The sequence below is a fragment of the Methylobacterium sp. Leaf465 genome (genome assembly GCF_001424705.1).
In the GTDB taxonomy this organism is placed as follows: Bacteria; Pseudomonadota; Alphaproteobacteria; order Rhizobiales; family Beijerinckiaceae; genus Methylobacterium.
Map to the genome: position 1 here is coordinate 79,534 of NZ_LMRA01000047.1, position 16,354 is coordinate 95,887.

12 protein-coding genes are annotated in these 16,354 nt (G+C 74.0%); 9 read left to right on the forward strand and 3 right to left on the reverse strand.

Going from position 1 to position 16,354, the window contains the following annotated elements:
• The first annotated feature begins 30 nt into the window (after nucleotides 1–30).
• The 6 genes from ASG51_RS21265 to ASG51_RS21290 all read left to right on the forward strand — a co-directional run bounded on the left by ASG51_RS21265 (nucleotide 31) and on the right by ASG51_RS21290 (nucleotide 9,268).
• Nucleotides 31–1,776, forward strand: a complete 1,746-nt coding sequence (locus ASG51_RS21265) for an HlyD family efflux transporter periplasmic adaptor subunit (protein ID WP_056382903.1) — start codon at nucleotides 31–33, stop codon at nucleotides 1,774–1,776.
• Nucleotides 1,777–1,787: 11 nt separating this feature from the next.
• Nucleotides 1,788–4,919, forward strand: a complete 3,132-nt coding sequence (locus ASG51_RS21270) for an efflux RND transporter permease subunit (RefSeq protein ID WP_056382905.1) — start codon at nucleotides 1,788–1,790, stop codon at nucleotides 4,917–4,919.
• A 20-nt stretch (nucleotides 4,920–4,939) separates the two neighbouring features.
• A complete protein-coding gene (locus tag ASG51_RS21275) occupies nucleotides 4,940–5,380 on the forward strand; it encodes a DUF305 domain-containing protein (RefSeq protein WP_056382907.1) in 441 nt (146 codons plus the stop codon).
• 75 nt (nucleotides 5,381–5,455) lie between these two features.
• Complete coding sequence (locus ASG51_RS21280; protein ID WP_056274916.1) at nucleotides 5,456–5,974, forward strand: (2Fe-2S)-binding protein; 519 nt, start codon at nucleotides 5,456–5,458, stop codon at nucleotides 5,972–5,974.
• Nucleotides 5,971–7,044 (forward strand): xanthine dehydrogenase family protein subunit M, encoded by a 1,074-nt coding sequence (locus tag ASG51_RS21285; RefSeq protein WP_056274918.1) that lies wholly within the window; start codon nucleotides 5,971–5,973, stop codon nucleotides 7,042–7,044. The genes ASG51_RS21280 and ASG51_RS21285 overlap by 4 nt, the downstream gene beginning before the upstream one ends.
• Nucleotides 7,037–9,268, forward strand: coding sequence for a xanthine dehydrogenase family protein molybdopterin-binding subunit (locus ASG51_RS21290; protein ID WP_056382909.1), 2,232 nt, complete (start codon nucleotides 7,037–7,039; stop codon nucleotides 9,266–9,268). The genes ASG51_RS21285 and ASG51_RS21290 overlap by 8 nt, the downstream gene beginning before the upstream one ends.
• A 31-nt stretch (nucleotides 9,269–9,299) precedes the next feature.
• Here ASG51_RS21290 and ASG51_RS21295 read toward each other — a convergent pair whose 3' ends face one another.
• The 3 genes from ASG51_RS21295 to serA form a co-directional block, all read right to left on the reverse strand.
• Nucleotides 9,300–10,070 (reverse strand): anti-sigma factor, encoded by a 771-nt coding sequence (locus ASG51_RS21295; RefSeq protein ID WP_056222098.1) that lies wholly within the window; start codon nucleotides 10,068–10,070, stop codon nucleotides 9,300–9,302.
• Entirely contained in the window at nucleotides 10,067–10,591 is a 525-nt protein-coding gene (locus ASG51_RS21300; RefSeq protein WP_056222237.1) for a sigma-70 family RNA polymerase sigma factor, read from the reverse strand. The genes ASG51_RS21295 and ASG51_RS21300 overlap by 4 nt, the downstream gene beginning before the upstream one ends.
• 254 nt (nucleotides 10,592–10,845) lie before the next feature.
• Nucleotides 10,846–12,093, reverse strand: coding sequence for a phosphoglycerate dehydrogenase (gene serA, locus ASG51_RS21305; RefSeq protein WP_056222096.1), 1,248 nt, complete (start codon nucleotides 12,091–12,093; stop codon nucleotides 10,846–10,848).
• 269 nt (nucleotides 12,094–12,362) lie between these two features.
• On the opposite strand from serA, the gene ASG51_RS21310 reads away from it, so the two are divergent.
• The 3 genes from ASG51_RS21310 (at nucleotide 12,363) to trmFO (ending at nucleotide 16,330) form a co-directional block, all read left to right on the forward strand.
• On the forward strand, nucleotides 12,363–13,766 hold the full coding sequence (locus ASG51_RS21310; protein WP_056274924.1) for an FAD-binding oxidoreductase: 1,404 nt from the start codon (nucleotides 12,363–12,365) through the stop codon (nucleotides 13,764–13,766).
• A 93-nt stretch (nucleotides 13,767–13,859) separates the two neighbouring features.
• Nucleotides 13,860–14,834, forward strand: a complete 975-nt coding sequence (locus tag ASG51_RS21315; RefSeq protein WP_056222089.1) for a S1C family serine protease — start codon at nucleotides 13,860–13,862, stop codon at nucleotides 14,832–14,834.
• 65 nt (nucleotides 14,835–14,899) lie between these two features.
• Nucleotides 14,900–16,330, forward strand: coding sequence for a methylenetetrahydrofolate--tRNA-(uracil(54)-C(5))-methyltransferase (FADH(2)-oxidizing) TrmFO (gene trmFO / locus ASG51_RS21320; protein WP_056382911.1), 1,431 nt, complete (start codon nucleotides 14,900–14,902; stop codon nucleotides 16,328–16,330).
• The last annotated feature ends 24 nt before the right edge of the window (nucleotides 16,331–16,354 follow it).

The following is a 16,354-nucleotide window of genomic DNA, read 5'->3' on the forward strand; positions in this document are numbered from 1 at the left end:
CCGTGCTCCTCGGCGAAAGACTCCCGGTCCATGTTCCGTTGCCTCGCGGCCGCCCTGCGCGCGCTCGCCCTCCTCGTCGCCCTCGCGCTCCCCGCCCTGCCCGTCCTGTCCGGGGCCGCCCTCGCCCATGAGGGCCACGATCATGGTGCGGACGCGCCGCCGGCTCCGGCCGCGACGGCCCCGCGGGCGGAGGCCGTCTCCGAGCGCTTCGAGCTCGTCGCCGTGGTGCAGGGCACCGATCTCGTGCTCTACCTCGACGCCTTCGCCACCAACGCCCCCGTCCCGGAGGCGGGCGTCGCCGTGATGACGCCCGAGGGCCGGCGCAAGGCCGCCGAGACCGCGCCCGGCACCTACCGCCTCGCGGCGCCCTGGCTCGCGGCCGGGACCGACCACGACCTCGTCGTCGGCGTCTCGGCCGAGGGCCGCACCGACCTCCTCGACCTCGATCTCCACCTGCCCGCCCCGATCGCGGCCCCGACCGCCGGACCTTCGGCCTCGGGCGCCGCCGCCTCGGCCACGGCCCTGGCCGACCGCCTCGCGTGGCAGAGCCCGGCGGCGCTGGCGGCCGGCGGATTCCTGATGGGGCTCGGGGCGTTCGCCCTGGCGCTCCGGCGCCGCGCGGGCCAGTCTCTGGCCGTGATCCTGGCCGTCCTCCTCGCCGTCGGGGCGACGCTGGTGCTCGCCCTGTTCCTCGGCGGCGCGGCGCAGGCGCACGAGGGCCACGGCCCCGACCAGACGCAGCCGCCCGTCACCCCGGCGGCGCTCACCGGCGGCACCCTGATGGAGCGGGCGCGCCGCCTGCCCGACGGCTCGGTCTTCGTGCCGAAGTCGCTGCAGCGGCTGCTGGCCCTGCGCACCGGCCTGACGGCGCAAGCCTCCGTCACCCGGAGCGTCGCGTTGCCGGGCCGGATCATCCCCGACCCGAATGCCAGCGGCGTGGTGCAATCCTCCGTCGGCGGCCGGCTGGCGCCGCCGGAGCGGGGCTTTCCCCGCCTCGGCACCCGGGTGACGCGCGGCGAGGTGCTCGCCACCGTGACGCCGCCGGTCCAGGCGGTGGACGTCTCCGACATGCGCCAGCGCCAGGGCGAGCTCGACCAGCAGATCGCCATCCTGGAGCGCCGGGTCGGGCGCTTCGAGCGGCTCTCCACCACCGGCGCGGTGGCGCAGACCCAGCTCGACGACGCCCGCTCGGAACTCGGCGGCCTGCGGGACCGCCGCGCCGCCCTCGACGCCATCCGGCGCGAGCCCGAATCCCTCGTCGCCCCCGTCGACGGCGTCATCGCCGAGGCGAACGCGGTGGCGGGCGCCATGGCGGCCCCCGGCACCGTGGTCTACCGCATCGTCGATCCGGGCAAGCTCTGGGTCGAGGCCCTGAGCTTCGAGGCGCTGGCCGAGGGCAGCCGGGCCACCGCGCGCCTGGGCGACGGCGGCACCCTGCAGCTCGCCTATCGCGGCACGGGGCTCGCGGACCGCAACCAGGCGGTGCCGGTCCAGTTCGCGGTGGAGGGCGAGGCGAAGGGCCTGCGCCTGGGCCAGTTCGTCACCGTGCTGGCCCCCGTCGGCCCGGCCCGCCCCGGCCTGCCGGTGGCGCGCTCCGGCGTCGTGCGGGCGGAGGGCGGCAGCCTCGTCTACGAGCACGTCAGCGCCGAGCGCTTCCTCGGCCGCCCGGTGCGGGTGGCGCCGCTGGATGCCGACCGGATGCTGGTGGAGGACGGGATCGCGGCCGGGCGCCGCGTCGTCGTCCAGGGCGCCGAGCTCCTCGACCAGATCCGCTGAGGAGAGGCCCGATGTTCGAGACCATCGTCGCGCAGTCCCTGCGCAACCGCCTGCTCGTGCTGGCGCTGGCCGCCGCCCTGGTGCTGACCGGGCTCCTCGCCCTGACCCGCCTGCCCGTCGACGTGCTGCCGGACCTCAACCGGCCCACCGTCACGGTGATGACGGAGGCGGAAGGGCTCGCGCCCCCGGAGGTCGAGCAGCGCGTCAGCTACCCGATCGAGACCCGGATGAACGGCCTGCCCGGCGTCACCCGGGTGCGCTCGGTCTCGGGCATCGGCCTGTCCATCGTCACCGTCGAGTTCGCCTGGGACGCCGACCTCTACCGGGCGCGCCAGTTCGTGGCCGAGCGCCTGGCGCTGGCCCGCTCGGAGCTCCCCGCCGACGTGATGCCCCAGATGGGGCCGGTCTCGTCGATCATGGGCGGCATCCTGCTGGTGGCGGTGACCTCCGAGACCGCGAGCCCGATGCAACTGCGCGAGACCGCCGACTTCACCATCCGGCCGCGCCTCCTGTCCATTCCGGGCGTGGCGCAGGTCATCCCGATCGGCGGCGCGGTGCGCCAGTTCCGGGTGGCGCCGAACCCCGCCGCCATGCGGGCCCTGGGCGTCACCCATGCCAGCCTGACCCAGGCCCTGGAGGGCTTCGGCACCAATGCGGGCGGCGGCTTCACCGATGCGGGGGCCCGCGAGGTGCTGATCCGCGCCATCGGCCGGACCATCGACCTCGACGACCTGCGCAACCTCGTGGTGGGCACGCCCGCGGGTCCGGTCTACCTGCGGCAGGTGGCGGAGGTGGATTTCGCCCCCCGGCCCCGGCGCGGCGATGGCGGTTACCTGGGCAAGCCCGCCGTCATCGTCTCGGTGGAGAAGCAGCCGGGCGTCGATACGGTGCGGCTGACGAAGACCGTGGAAGAGGCGCTGGCCCAGCTCGGCCCCAGCCTGCCGCCCGGGATCCAGGCCGACAAGGTGCTGTTCCGGCAGGCGGATTTCATCGAGACCTCCCTGCACAACGTGGTCCAGGTGCTGCTCGAGGCCGTCGCCGTGGTGGCTTTGGTGCTGTTCGCCTTCCTGATGAACGCGCGCACCACCCTGATCTCGCTCACCGCGATCCCGGTCTCGATCCTCGCCACGGCGGCGATCTTCTCCGCGCTCGGGCTGTCCATCAACACGATGACGCTGGGCGGCCTCGCCATCGCCATCGGCGAGCTCGTCGACGACGCGGTGGTGGATGTCGAGAACATCCTGCGGCGCCTGCGCGAGAACCGTCACGAGGGCGCGCCCCGCACGGCCTTCGCGGTGATCGTGGCGGCCTCCAACGAGGTCCGCTCCGGCATCGTCTACGCGACCGTGATCATCTGCCTCGTCTTCGTGCCGCTCTTCGCCCTGTCGGGCATCGAGGGCCGGCTCTTCGCCCCCCTGGGGCAGGCCTACATCATCGCGATCCTGTCGAGCCTGCTGGTCTCGCTCACCCTGACACCCGCCCTCGCCTCCTGGCTGCTCCCCGGCCTGAAGACCCTGGAGGCGCCGGAGGGCCGGCTGATCCGCGGTCTCAAGGCCGGCAACGGCCGCCTCGTCGCGTTCGCCTTGGGGCACCCGCGCGCCGTGATGGCGGCGGCCGTGCTCGGCGTCGGTGCGGCGGCCTTCGCCGCCACCACGCTGCCGCGGGCCTTCCTGCCGGCCTTCAACGAGGGCTCGTTCACCGTCAACCTCGCCTTCACGCCGGGCATCTCCCTCGCCGAATCGAGCCGGATCGGCGCCATCGCCGAAGGTCTGGTCCTCGACATCCCGGAGGTGGACCGGGTCGGGCGCCGCACCGGCCGGGCCGAGCTCGACGAGCATGCCGAGGGCGTCCACTCCACGGACCTGGAGATCGCGATGAAGCCCGGCGGGCGGCCGCGCGCGGCCATCGTGGCGGATCTGCGGGCGCGCCTGGGCGTGCTGCCGGTCTCGCTCAATGTCGGCCAGCCGATCTCGCACCGCCTCGACCACATGCTCTCGGGCGTCCGGGCCGAGATCGCCCTCAAGCTGTTCGGCGAGGACCTCGACGGCCTGCGCCGCACGGCCGAAGCCCTCACGACCGCGTTCGAGACGATCCCCGGCATCGCCGACCTGTCCATCGAGAAGCAGGTCCGGATCCCGCAGCTCGAGGTCCGGGTCGATTCCGGACGCGCCGCCCTCTACGGCATCGCCCCCGGCGCCGTGGTCGAGGCGGTGAGCCGGCTGGCCAACGGTCGGGTGGTCTCGACCCTGGTGGACGGCCTGCGCCGCTACGACGTCACCCTGCGCCTGCCGGAATCCGGCCGCTCGGTGGCGGCACTTCGCGAACTCCTCATCGAGACGCCCACCGGCTGGGTGCCGGCCCACGCGCTGGCCGACATCACCGAGCGCGACGGCCCCAACCAGATTCTTCGCGAGAACGGCCGGCGCAGGCTGGTCGTGCAGGCCAACACCCAGGCGGGCGCGGACGGCGCGGCGGTGGCCGCCGCCATGGCCGACACGCTGGCGCGCACGACGCTCCCCCAGGGCATCACCGCGAGCCTGGAGGGCGCGTTCCAGGCGCAGGGGGAGGCGACCCGCACCATCGGGCTCCTCAGCCTCGTCTCGCTGGCCCTGGTCTTCGCCCTGCTGGCGAGCCGCTACCGCTCCGGCGTGCTCGCCCTCATCGTCATGGGCAACGTGCCGCTCGCCCTCATCGGCAGCGTCGCGGCGCTCTTCCTCGCCGGGCTGCCCCTCTCGGTGGCCTCGATGATCGGCTTCGTGACGCTCACCGGCATCGTCGCCCGCAACGGCATCCTGAAGATCAGCCACATCCTCAACCTCGGCATCGCCGAGGGCCTGCCCTTCGGGCCGGCCCTGGTGCTGCGGGCCAGCAACGAGCGGCTGGTGCCCGTCCTGATGACGGCGCTGGCCGCCGGCATCGCCCTGGTGCCCCTCCTCGTCGACGGCACGGCGCCCGGCAAGGAGATCCTCCACCCCGTCGCGGTCACGATCTTCGGCGGCCTCTTCAGCGCCACCCTCCTCGACGCGGTGCTCACCCCCGTCCTCGTCCTGCGCTTCGGCCGGGGCGCCTTCGCCCGCCTCCAGGCGGCGCAAGGCCCTGCCTCGGCGCCGGCCGCGGGCGCCCCCGCCCCGGCCCTGTTCTGATCTCCCGGAGACCGACCCCCATGAAGACCGCCGCCGCCGTCCTCGCCACCGTCGCCCTCTTCGCCCTGACGGGCGCCGCCCCGGCCCATGAGGATCACCCCGCGGGGGATGGCCACGACCACGGCCACGCCACGCCGGGCCATTCGCACGCGGAAAAACCCGCCGGCGCGGCGAAGGCCGGCGCATCCCCCTCCACCAGGGCGTTCCAGGAGGCCGCCATGCGCATGCACGGCGACATGGAGATCCGCTATTCCGGCGACGTCGACCGCGATTTCGCCGCCGGCATGATCCCGCACCATGCCGGCGCCATCGCCATGGCCCGGGTCGCCCTGCAATACTCGAAGGACCCGGAGGTCCGGGCGCTCGCCGAGCGCATCGTCACGGCGCAGGACACCGAGATCGCGCAGATGCGGGCCATCCTGGCGCGCAAGGAGGCGGAGGCGAAGGCCGCCGCGCGCTGAAGCCCCCCCTGGTCGGGCACCGCGCCGGTTCTATCTGGAGCCTTTCCAGACAAGCCGGCCGGAGGTGTCCCCCGCATGAGCTTTCCCATCACGCTGACCGTGAACGGCGTGCGCCGCAGCGTCGTCCTGGAGGATGCGCGCGTCACCCTCCTCGACCTGTTGCGCGAGCGCCTCGACCTCACCGGGGCCAAGAAGGGCTGCGACCGGGGCCAGTGCGGGGCCTGCACCATCCTCCTCGACGGCGTCCGGGTGAATGCGTGCCTGGCCCTCGCCGTCAGCCACGACGGGGCCTCGATCACCACCATCGAGGGCCTCGCCGCGGGCGACGCCCTGCACCCGGTCCAGGCCGCCTTCCTGGAGCATGACGGCTTCCAGTGCGGCTTCTGCACCCCGGGCCAGATCCTCGGCGCGGTCGGGCTGATCCAGGAGGGCCAGACCGGGGGCGACCCCGAGCGGGTGCGCGAGGGCATGAGCGGGAATCTCTGCCGCTGCGGCGCCTATGCGGGCATCACGGATGCGGTGCTCACCGCCCATGCGGCGATGAGCGGGCCGGACGTCCTGCCCGGCCGCCAGCTCGCGGAGGATGCGGCGTGAAGGCCTTCGACTACATCCGCGCCACCAGCGTCGCCGAGGCGGTGGCGGCCGCCGCCCGGCCGGGGGCGGCCTATCTCGCCGCCGGCACCAACCTCGTCGACCTGATGAAGGGCGGGATCAGCCGGCCCGACACCCTCGTCGACGTCACCCGCCTGCCCGGCCTCGACCGCATCGAGCGCGGCGCCGACGGGTCGACCCGGATCGGCGCCCTGGTGCGCAACGCGGCCCTGGCGCACGACGCGACCATCGCCCGGCGCTACCCGGCGCTCGCCGAAGCCCTGCTCTCGGGCGCCTCGGGCCAGCTCCGCAACGCCGCCACCACCGCCGGGAACGTGCTGCAGCGGACCCGCTGCCAGTATTTCTACGACACCGCCAGCGCCTGCAACAAGCGCGACCCCGGCGCCGGCTGCGCGGCGCTGGGCGGCGTCACCCGGAGCCACGCGGTGCTCGGCTGGAGCGATCACTGCATCGCCACCCACCCGTCCGACTTCTGCGTGCCGCTCGCCGCCCTCGACGCCACCGTCGAGATCGCGGGGGCCGGCGGCACCCGCTCCGTGCCCCTGGAGGCGTTCCACCGCCTGCCCGGCGATCACCCGGAGCGCGAGACCGTTCTGGAAGCGGGCGACCTCGTCGTCGCCGTTACCCTGCCCCCCGAGGCGGAGGCCTTCGCCGGGCACAGCCGCTACCTCAAGGTCCGCGAGCGTACCTCCTACGCCTTCGCGGTGGTCTCGGCGGCGGTGGGCCTGGCGATGGACGGGGACCGGATCGGGCAGGCCCGCATCGCGCTCGGCAGCGTCGCCCTGAAGCCCTGGCGCGCCCGGGCGGCGGAGGATCTGCTGGCCGGTGCCGCCCCCACGCCCGAGACCTTCGCGAAGGCGGCCGAGGCGGCGCTGGCCGACGCCAGGCCCTCGGGGGACAACGCCTACAAGATCGAGCTCGCCCGCCGCATCGTGGTCCGCGCGCTCACCCTGGCGGCCGCCGGCACCCCGGACCGCGTCCCCGCGCTGCCGGCCAGTCCCTTCGCTCCCCATCCCCTCATCCCTTCGGCCGGAGCCCCCGCCCATGCCTGAGCGTCAGCGCCACGGCGCCTCCATCGGCCAGCCGCTCACCCGGCGCGACGGCCATGCCAAGATCACCGGGGCGGCCCGCTACAGCGCGGATTTCCGGCCCGAGGGCCTGGCCCACGCGGTGATGGCGGTGAGTGCGGTCGCCCGCGGCCGGGTCACCCATCTCGACGTCGCGGCGGCGGAGGCCCATCCCGGCGTCGTCGCGGTGATGACGCCGCAGAACGCCCCGGCGCTCGCCCAGTCGCCGGACCTGAAGGACAATCCCTTCGCCTTCCGCCTCGACCTCCTGCAGAACGACGGCGTGCGCTACGCCAACCAGCCGATCGCGGTGGTGATCGCCGAGACGCTGGAGGCCGCCACCGAGGGCGCGGCCCTGCTGGCGCCCCGCTACGATTCGGAGCCCGTCAGCGTCGCCCTCGGGGCCGGCGAGATCTTCCGCCCCGAGACCGTCGGGGCCGGCTCGGCCACCGACGAGGGCTCGGGCGACCTCGCCGCCGGCATGGCGGCGGCCGAGACCCGGATCGAGGCGACCTACGACACGGCCGCGCAGTACCACAACGCCCTGGAGCCCCATGCCAGCGTGGCCGCGTGGGACGGCGACCGCCTGACCCTCTACACGCCGACCCAGGCGCTCTGGATCGCCAAGGGCCGGCTCGCCGGCCTGTTCGGCATTCCGCCCGAGAACATCCACGTGGTCTGCCACTATCTCGGCGGCGGCTTCGGCTCGAAGGGCTTCATCGCCGCGCCGCAGATCCTCGGCATCATGGCGGCAAAGCTCGTGGGACGCCCCGTCAAGCTGGTGACCCGGCGCGAGCAGATGTTCGGCCCGGTCGGCCACCGCGCCGCCACGCGCCAGACCCTGAAGCTCGGCGCCTCCCGGGACGGCACACTCACGGCCCTCGACCACCACACCCTGACCCTGACGAGCCGGCACGACGACTTCATCGAGCCCTCCGGCATCCTCTCGCGCCACCTCTACGCGGCCGGCGCGATCGCCACCACGCACGCGGTCTCCCGGGCCGATATCGGCACCCCGATCTTCATGCGGGCCCCCGGCGAGGCCTCGGGCAGCGTCGCGGTGGAGAGTGCGCTGGACGAGCTGGCCCTGGAGCTCGACCTCGACCCCCTGGAGATCCGCCTGCGCAACTACGCGGAGGTCGAGCCGATCACCCATCGGCCCTTCTCCTCGAAGGCCCTGCGCGAATGCTACGCGCAAGGGGCCGCGCGCTTCGGCTGGGCGGCCCGCCCGCGCCAGCCGCGCCAGATGCGCGACGCCGACGGGCTCCTCGTCGGCTGGGGCCTCGGCACCGCCACCTACCCGGCCGGGATGATGCAGGGCGAGGCCCGCGCCACGATCCGGGCCGACGGCACGGGGCTCATCGAGACCGCCGCCCAGGACATGGGCCAGGGCGCCTGGACGGTGCTGGCGCAGATCGGCGCCGACGGGCTCGGCCTCCCGATTACCCAAGTCGAGCTGCGCATCGGCGATTCGAACCTGCCCAATGGCGGCCTGGCCGGCGGCTCCACCGGCACCGCCACCAGCGGCACGGCGGTGGACAACGCCGCGCAGGGCGCCATCGCCGCCCTGGCGGAGCTCGCCGTCAACGACCGCGCCTCGCCCCTCTACGGCGCCGGCAATGCCGGCGTCACCGCCGCCGACGGCCGCCTCGCCCGCCGGGACGACCCCGCCCGCTCCGAATCCTTCGGCGAGATCCTGGCCCGCGCCGGCAGGACCTCCGTCGAGGCCAAGGGACAGGGCGCGGGCGACCCCGCATCGCGAAAGACCTACGCGATGCACGCGCACGGGGCGGTCTACGCGGAGGTGAAGGTCGACCCCGACCTCGGCCAGATCCGGGTGACGCGCCTCGTGGGCGCCTTCGCGGCCGGGCGGATCATCAACCCGCATCTCGTGCGCAGCCAGTATTACGGCGGCATGATCTGGGGCGTGTCCCTGGCCCTGCACGAGCACGCGTTGCTCGACCCGCGCTCGGGTCGGGTGATGAACGGGAACCTGGCCGAGTACCACATCCCGGTGAACGCCGACGTGCCCGCCATGGAGGCGATCCTGGTGGAGGAGCACGATCCGCACGTGAACCCGCTCGGCATCAAGGGGGTGGGCGAGATCGGCATCACCGGCACCGCCGGCGCCATCGCCAACGCGGTCTGGCACGCCACCGGCGTGCGGGTGCGCGACATCCCGATCACCCTGGACAAGCTGCTGGGGTGAGGCGCAGGGGCGGCCGTCCCGGGCCCGCCGCCTATTCGCGGATCAGCGGGCCGGAATAGACCACCGGCCCGGTCGGCTGGCCGGTGGGCGAGCCACCCGCCGGCTCGACGGAGACCGCGAAGGTGCCGCCCGCCAGCGCGCCGGCCTCGGCCGGCAGGGCCAGCGCCTTGTCCAGCACCCTGGCGTCGGTGCCCACGAGACCGAGGGTCTTCGGGGCCGCGCCGGCGCCGACGTACCAGAGTTCCAGGCTGTGCCCCGCCGGGGCCTGCGCCCCCACCGGGCGCACCCGGGCGGTCCCGGCCCGGGTGTCGATGCTGACGAGGAGCGCCGGGGCCTCGCCGCCGCGGCTGACCACCGCCACGTAGCGCCCGTCGCCCTCGCCCGGCCCGGTGCCGGGGCGCGGCCCGCCGACGGCGATGAACAAGGCGAGCCCCGCCGCCAGGGCGGCCGCCGTGCCGGCGGTCAGGCGCCAGCGCCGCAGGGCGCCCTGCAGGGCGCCGATGCGGTCGTCGTTGGCGGCGGGTCCGAGATCGCCGCCCGGATGGACGTCGATCGGCGAGGCGGGACGCGGCCCGTCGGCGGCGAGCCGCCGGGCGATCGCCGGCCAGACCTCCGGCCCCGGCACGACCTCGGGTGCCCCGAGGGCGAGGGGCGCGAGGCGGCGTTCCCAGGCGTCGCGCGCCGCGCGGGCGGCGGGGTCCACGGCGAGCTCGAGATCCACCGCCGCCCGCTCGGGCAGCGGCAGGGTGCCGAGCACGTACTCGGCCAGGCGCAGGTCGCGCTCCTCCGGATCGGGGGTCATGGGGCACCGTCCAGGCAGCCGCGCAGGGTCGCGAGGCCGCGATGCAGCCAGGTCTTGATGGTGCTCACGGGGCGGTCGTAGCGCAGGGCGAGATCCTCCCGGGACTGGCCCTCGCAATAGGCCAGCACGATGCAGTCGCGGTGCAGCGCCTCGAGCCGGCCGAGGCAGGCCTGGAGGGCGTTGCGCCCGAGGATCGCGCCCTCGCTGTCGTGGGGGTCGGCCAGCCGCTCCACCCAATCCTCCCCGTCCTCGGTCACCGGCCCCTGCGTCTCGCTTCGCCGCCGCACCCCGTCGATCGCCCGGTTGCGGGCGATGGTGCAGAGCCAGGCCAGCGGCCGTCCGGCCGCCGGGCTGTAGGTGGCGGCCTTCTGCCAGATGCGCAGGAACACGTCCTGCAGCACGTCCTCGGCCAGGCCGCGATCGGACTGGATACGCAGGACCACGCCGAGAAGTTTCGGGGCCGTCCGATCATAGAGGGTCCGCAGGGCGGCCTCGTCGCGCCGGGCGATCCGGGCGATCAGATCGACGAGGACCGCATCGGTGCGCGCCGGATCGTCCGCCGAGGGACCATCGGGCTGGGAACCGCCACGCGGGGGGCCGTCACGCAGGGGACTTGCACGCAACGGCTGGGCTTCCTCTGTCTCCGGCGCGCGCGGGATCGGTCCGGCGACGGTGCTTCGGATGGCACCGTCTCAACCCAGGTTAACCGAGGCGGCGCCGGTGCGCCACTGCGCGCGCGTCAGCGGCACGCGTAGAGCAGGCGACTGCGCGCGCCTCAGCGGCGCTCGTAGAGCAGGCGGGCCCGGATGGTGCCGTCCAGCGCCCGGATCTCTTCCAGCAGGCTCTCGGCGTCGGCATCGGTGACGTCGGTCTCCACCACCACGTAACCGACCTCGCCGTCGGTCTGGTAGAACTGCGCCGCGATGTTCACCCCGCGCCGGGCGAAGGTGTCGTTGAGGCGCCCCAGCATGCCCGGGATGTTGCGCTGGACGTGGATCAGGCGGGTGCCGGTGGGACGGGCGGGCAGCTGCACCTGCGGGAAGTTCACGGTGCCGACGGTCGAGCCGATGTCGGAGTAATCGACGAGCTTGCGCGCCACCTCGGAGCCGATGCGCTCCTGCGCCTCCTCCGTCGAGCCGCCGATATGCGGCGTCAGGATCACGTTGGGCAGGCCCTGGAGCGGGCTGACGAAGCGCTCCTGGTTGGAGCCGGGCTCCACCGGGAACACGTCGACGGCGGCCCCCCGCAGGTGGCCGTCGCGCAGGGCGCGGGCCAGGGCGTCGAGGTCGACCACGGTGCCGCGGGCGTTGTTGATCAGGAAGGCGCCGGGCTTCATCGCCCGGATCTCGGCCTCGCCGATCATGTTGTGGGTCTCGGGCGTCTCCGGCACGTGCAGGGAGACCACGTCGCTCTGGGCCAGCAGGGTCTCCAGGCTGTCGGTGGGCTCGGTGTTGCCGTGGCGCAGCTTGTCGGTCTGGTCGTGGAACACCACCCGCATGCCCATGCCTTCCGCCAGCGTCGAGAGCTGCGAGCCGATATTGCCGTAGCCGACGATGCCCAGCGTCTTGCCCCGCACCTCCTGCGAGCCGGTGGCCGACTTGTCCCATTCGCCCGCATGGGCGCCCACCGAGCGCGGCACGATCCGGCGCAGCAGCATCACGATCTCGCCGATGACGAGCTCGGCCACCGAGCGGGTGTTCGAGTAGGGCGCGTTGAAGACCGGGATGCCCCGGTGGCGGGCGGCCTCGAGGTCGACCTGGTTGGTGCCCACCGAGAAGCAGCCCACCGCCAGGAGGCGCTCGCCGTGGGCCAGGGCCGCTGCGTCGAGCTGGGTGCGCGAGCGGATGCCGAGGATGTGCGTGCCCTTCAGGGCCTCGTGCAGGGCCTCCCGGTCCAGGGCCTTGGCCACCCGGACGACGTTGGTGTAGCCGGCGGCGGCGAACAGCTCGGCGGCGCTGTCGTTGATGCCTTCGAGCAGCAGGACGCGGATCTTGTCCTTCGGGAAGGAGAGTCGTTCGGCCATGGTCGTGTTCTTCTCGGATCTCGCGCCCGTGGCGGGCGGATGGGGCGCCGGCCCCGAAGGCCGCGCGACGCGGCCGGGACCGTGACGCCGGCGCCCGAATGGGCCGTGTGAGAAGCCAGTTCACGGGTCCGGTCAAGGGCCGGCCTTGAGCATCGGCGGCGATTGTCAGGCCGCCCCCTTGACCCGGCGGGCCGGCGCCGGAATGCCGGGACGACCTGTTTCCCGGGCCGTCCGGCCCGGGCCGGACCGCCAGCACGAGGAGCCTTCCGATGAGCCAGACGCGCGCACAGGCCGACCTCCTCGGCCGCCTGGAGGCCAGCCTCGGCCGGGGCGGCCTGCTGACGGGCGAGGAGGATTGCGCGCCCTACGCCGTCGACTGGCGCCGCCTGTTCCCGGGCCGGCCGGCGGCGGTGGCGCGCCCGGGCACCACGGCGCAGGTCGCCGCCGTGATGGCCGCCTGTCACGCCGCCGGCGTCGCGGTGGTGCCCCAGGGGGGACATACCGGCCTTGCGGGGGGCGCAACCCCGGACGCCTCCGGCGGCCAGGTGGTGCTGTCGCTCGCCCGCATGAACGCGATCCGCCGGGTCGACCCCCTCGGGCTGACCCTGGAGGCGGAGGCCGGCTGCATCCTCAAGGTGGCGCAGGAGGCGGCGGCGGCGGAAGGCCGCCTCCTCCCCGTCAGCCTGGCGGCGGAGGGTTCGGCCATGCTGGGCGGCGTCATCGCCACCAATGCGGGCGGCCTCAACGTCCTGCGCTACGGCATGACCCGCAACCTCGTCCTCGGCCTCGAGGTGGTGCTCGCCGACGGGACCGTGGTCGATGGCCTGCGCGCCCTGCGCAAGGACAATGCGGGCTACGACTGGAAGCAGCTCTTCATCGGCAGCGAGGGCACCCTGGGCATCGTCACCGCCGCCATCCTGCGCCTGGTGCCGCGCCCGCGCCACACCGCCACGGCGCTCCTGGCGGTGCCCGATCCGGCGGCGGCCCTGCGCCTCCTCCGGGCGGCCCAGGATGCGCTGGGCGACACCATCCAGGCCTTCGAGCTGATTGCGGGGGAATCCCTCGCCCTGGTGGCCCAGCATGCGGGCCTGGCGAGTCCCATCGCCGCCGCCGACTGGACCGTGCTGATGGAGGCGGGATCGAGCCTGCCCGGCCTGCGCGAGGCCGTCGAGACGCTGCTGGGCGAGGCCCTGGAGCGGGGCGACGCCACCGACGGCGTGCTCGCCGAATCCGGCCCGCAGGCGGCCGCCCTCTGGGCCCTGCGCGAGCACATCACCGAGGCCGAGGCCCGGGCCGGCAAGAGCGTGAAGCACGACGTCTCGGTGCCGATCCCGGCGATCCCGGATTTCCTGGCGGCGGCGGGCGAGGCCCTGGCCGCGGGCGCGCCGGGCACCCGGCCGAACATCTTCGGCCACATGGGCGACGGCAACATCCACTACAACGTCCTGATCGGCCCCGGGCACGGATCGGACGCCATCAACCGCATCGTCCACGACGCGGTGGCGCGGTTCGGCGGCAGCATCTCGGCCGAGCACGGCATCGGCCAGTACCGGGTCGACGCCCTCGTCCACCACCGGCGGCCGGAGGAGATGGCGCTGGCCCGCCGGATCAAGGGCGCTCTCGATCCCCAGGGCCTGCTCAATCCCGGCAAGGTGCTGCGCGCCGGGCCTTGAGCGGTCGCAGGGTCGCTCCAGACTGTCGGAATCCGAGCCGGCGACCTATCTCCGGTCTCATCGACACGACACGACGGCAGGAAAGACGCGCCCATGGCCTCGCCCGGAGACTGGAAGATCCCCGCATCCGCCCAGCCCAAGGCCGCCGATTACGGCTACGACCTCGAGCAGGCGCTCACCGCCGTCGTGGCGCTCTCCACGCGGGTACCGCCGGAGGCCTTCACCGCCGAGACGCTGGGCACCGAGCGGGCCGGCAACGGCGTCGTCATCGGCGAGGACGGCCTCGTCCTCACCATCGGCTACCTCGTGACCGAGGCGGATTCCGTCTGGCTCACCACCCATGACGGGCGCTCCGTGCCCGGCCACGTGGTCGGCTTCGACGCGGTCACCGGCTTCGGCCTCGTCCAGGCGCTGGGCGACCTGCGGATCAAGCCGCTGAAGCTCGGGCGCTCCGCGCCCGTCAAGATCGGCGACCGGGCCGTGATGGCCGGGGTCGGCGGACGCGCGCGCAGCCTCGCCGTGGAGATCGTCGCCCGCCAGGAATTCGCCGGCTACTGGGAATACGTCCTCGACGAGGCCCTGTTCACCGCGCCCTCGCATCCGCACTGGGGCGGGGCGGCGCTGATCGGACCGGACGGGGCGCTCCTCGGCATCGGCTCCCTGCAGCTGCAGCAGGGCGGCACCGCCGGGCCGAAGACCATCAACATGATCGTGCCGATCGACCTGCTGCCGCCGATCCTCGACGACCTCACCACCCGCGGGCGCGTCGACCGGCCGGTCCGCCCCTGGCTCGGGCTCTATGCCAGCGACGGCGAGGATTCCGTGGTGGTGATGGGGCTCGCCGACGACGGTCCCGCCGAGGCGGCGGACCTGCGCCCGGGCGACGTCATCGTGGCGGTGGCGGGCGAGCCGGTGGCCGACCTCGCGGGCTTCTTCCGCCAGGTCTGGGCCCTGGGCGAGGCCGGGGTGCGGGTGCCCCTGACGATCCAGCGCGACGGCAAGCCCCTCAAGCTCTCGGTGACCTCCTCGGACCGGGAGCGCTTCCTGGTCTCGCCGCAGCTGCATTGAGCCGAGCCCCGCATTGATCCAAGCCCCGCATTGATCCAAGTCCCGGGCGGGTCTATCCCGTGCCGATGACGGACAACGCGGAATCCTTGCCCATCCACATCGTCGGCGGCGGCCTCGCCGGGTCGGAAGCCGCCTGGCAGATCGCCGAGAGCGGCCACGACGTGGTGCTCCACGAGATGCGCCCGGTGCGCGGCACCGAGGCCCATCACGGGGGCGACTTCGCCGAACTCGTCTGCTCGAACTCGTTCCGCTCGGACGACGCCAACGGCAACGCCGTCGGCCTCCTGCACCAGGAGATGCGCACCCTTGGCTCGCTGATCCTGCGCGCGGCCGACGCGCACCAGGTTCCCGCCGGCGGGGCGCTCGCCGTCGACCGCGAGGGCTTCGCCCGGGCCGTCACCGCGGCGATCGAGGGCCATCCGCGCATCCGCATCGTGCGCGAGGAGGTCGAGGGCCTGCCCCCCGAGGCCTGGGGCCGCACCATCATCGCCACGGGCCCCCTCACCGCCCCGTCCCTGGCGCAGGGGATCCGCGAATTGACCGGGGCCGAGTCGCTGGCCTTCTTCGACGCGATCGCGCCGATCGTGCACCGTGACTCCATCGACATGGGCAAGGCCTGGTTCCAGTCGCGCTACGACAAGGTCGGGCCCGGCGGCACGGGCGCCGACTACATCAACTGCCCCATGGATCGCGACCAGTACGACCGGTTCATCCAGGCGCTCGTCGCCGGCGACAAGATCGGCTTCAAGGAGTGGGAGGCCTCGACCCCCTATTTCGACGGCTGCCTGCCGATCGAGGTCATGGCCGAGCGCGGCCCCGAGACCCTGCGCCACGGCCCGATGAAGCCGGTGGGCCTCACCAACCCGCACGACCCCACCGTGAAGGCCTGCGCCATCGTCCAGCTGCGCCAGGACAACGCGCTGGGCACCCTCTACAACATGGTCGGGTTCCAGACGAAGCTGACTTATTCCGAGCAGGTCCGGGTGTTCCGCACGATTCCCGGCCTGGAGAACGCCGAGTTCGCGCGGCTGGGCGGCCTCCACCGCAACACCTATCTCGACAGCCCCCGCCTCCTCGACGCGACCCTGCGCCTGAAGGCGCGGCCGTCCCTGCGCTTCGCCGGCCAGATCACCGGCTGCGAGGGCTACGTGGAGAGCGCCGCCATCGGCCTGATGGCCGGCCGCTTCGCGGTGGCCGAAGCGCGCGGGGAGGCCCTCGCGCCCCTCCCCGCCACCACGGCGCTGGGCGCCCTGATCGGCCACATCACCGGCGGCCACATCGCGGCCGAGGAGGCCGGCGCCCCGCGCTCGTTCCAGCCGATGAACGTGAATTTCGGCCTGTTCCCGCCCCTCGACCACGCCCCGAAGGGCGAGGGGGGCAAGCGCCTGAAGGGGCCGGAGAAGGCGGTGGCCAAGAAGAAGGCGATGACCGACCGGGCCCGGGCCGACCTCGCGGCCTGGCTCGGCCACGGACCGGCGCAGATCGCGGCCGAGTAGGGAGCCCGCCGCGGCGCCCCGAAC

Bases quoted from the DNA above. Each gene is read 5' to 3' on its own strand.
- ASG51_RS21265 (WP_056382903.1), top strand. From the start codon at position 31: ATGTTCCGTTGCCTCGCGGCCGCCCTGCGCGCGCTCGCCCTCCTCGTC.
- ASG51_RS21270 (WP_056382905.1), top strand. From the start codon at position 1,788: ATGTTCGAGACCATCGTCGCGCAGTCCCTGCGCAACCGCCTGCTCGTG.
- ASG51_RS21275 (WP_056382907.1), top strand. From the start codon at position 4,940: ATGAAGACCGCCGCCGCCGTCCTCGCCACCGTCGCCCTCTTCGCCCTG.
- ASG51_RS21280 (WP_056274916.1), top strand. From the start codon at position 5,456: ATGAGCTTTCCCATCACGCTGACCGTGAACGGCGTGCGCCGCAGCGTC.
- ASG51_RS21290 (WP_056382909.1), top strand. From the start codon at position 7,037: ATGCCTGAGCGTCAGCGCCACGGCGCCTCCATCGGCCAGCCGCTCACC.
- ASG51_RS21295 (WP_056222098.1), bottom strand. From the start codon at position 10,070: ATGACCCCCGATCCGGAGGAGCGCGACCTGCGCCTGGCCGAGTACGTG.
- serA (WP_056222096.1), bottom strand. From the start codon at position 12,093: ATGGCCGAACGACTCTCCTTCCCGAAGGACAAGATCCGCGTCCTGCTG.
- ASG51_RS21310 (WP_056274924.1), top strand. From the start codon at position 12,363: ATGAGCCAGACGCGCGCACAGGCCGACCTCCTCGGCCGCCTGGAGGCC.
- ASG51_RS21315 (WP_056222089.1), top strand. From the start codon at position 13,860: ATGGCCTCGCCCGGAGACTGGAAGATCCCCGCATCCGCCCAGCCCAAG.
- trmFO (WP_056382911.1), top strand. From the start codon at position 14,900: ATGACGGACAACGCGGAATCCTTGCCCATCCACATCGTCGGCGGCGGC.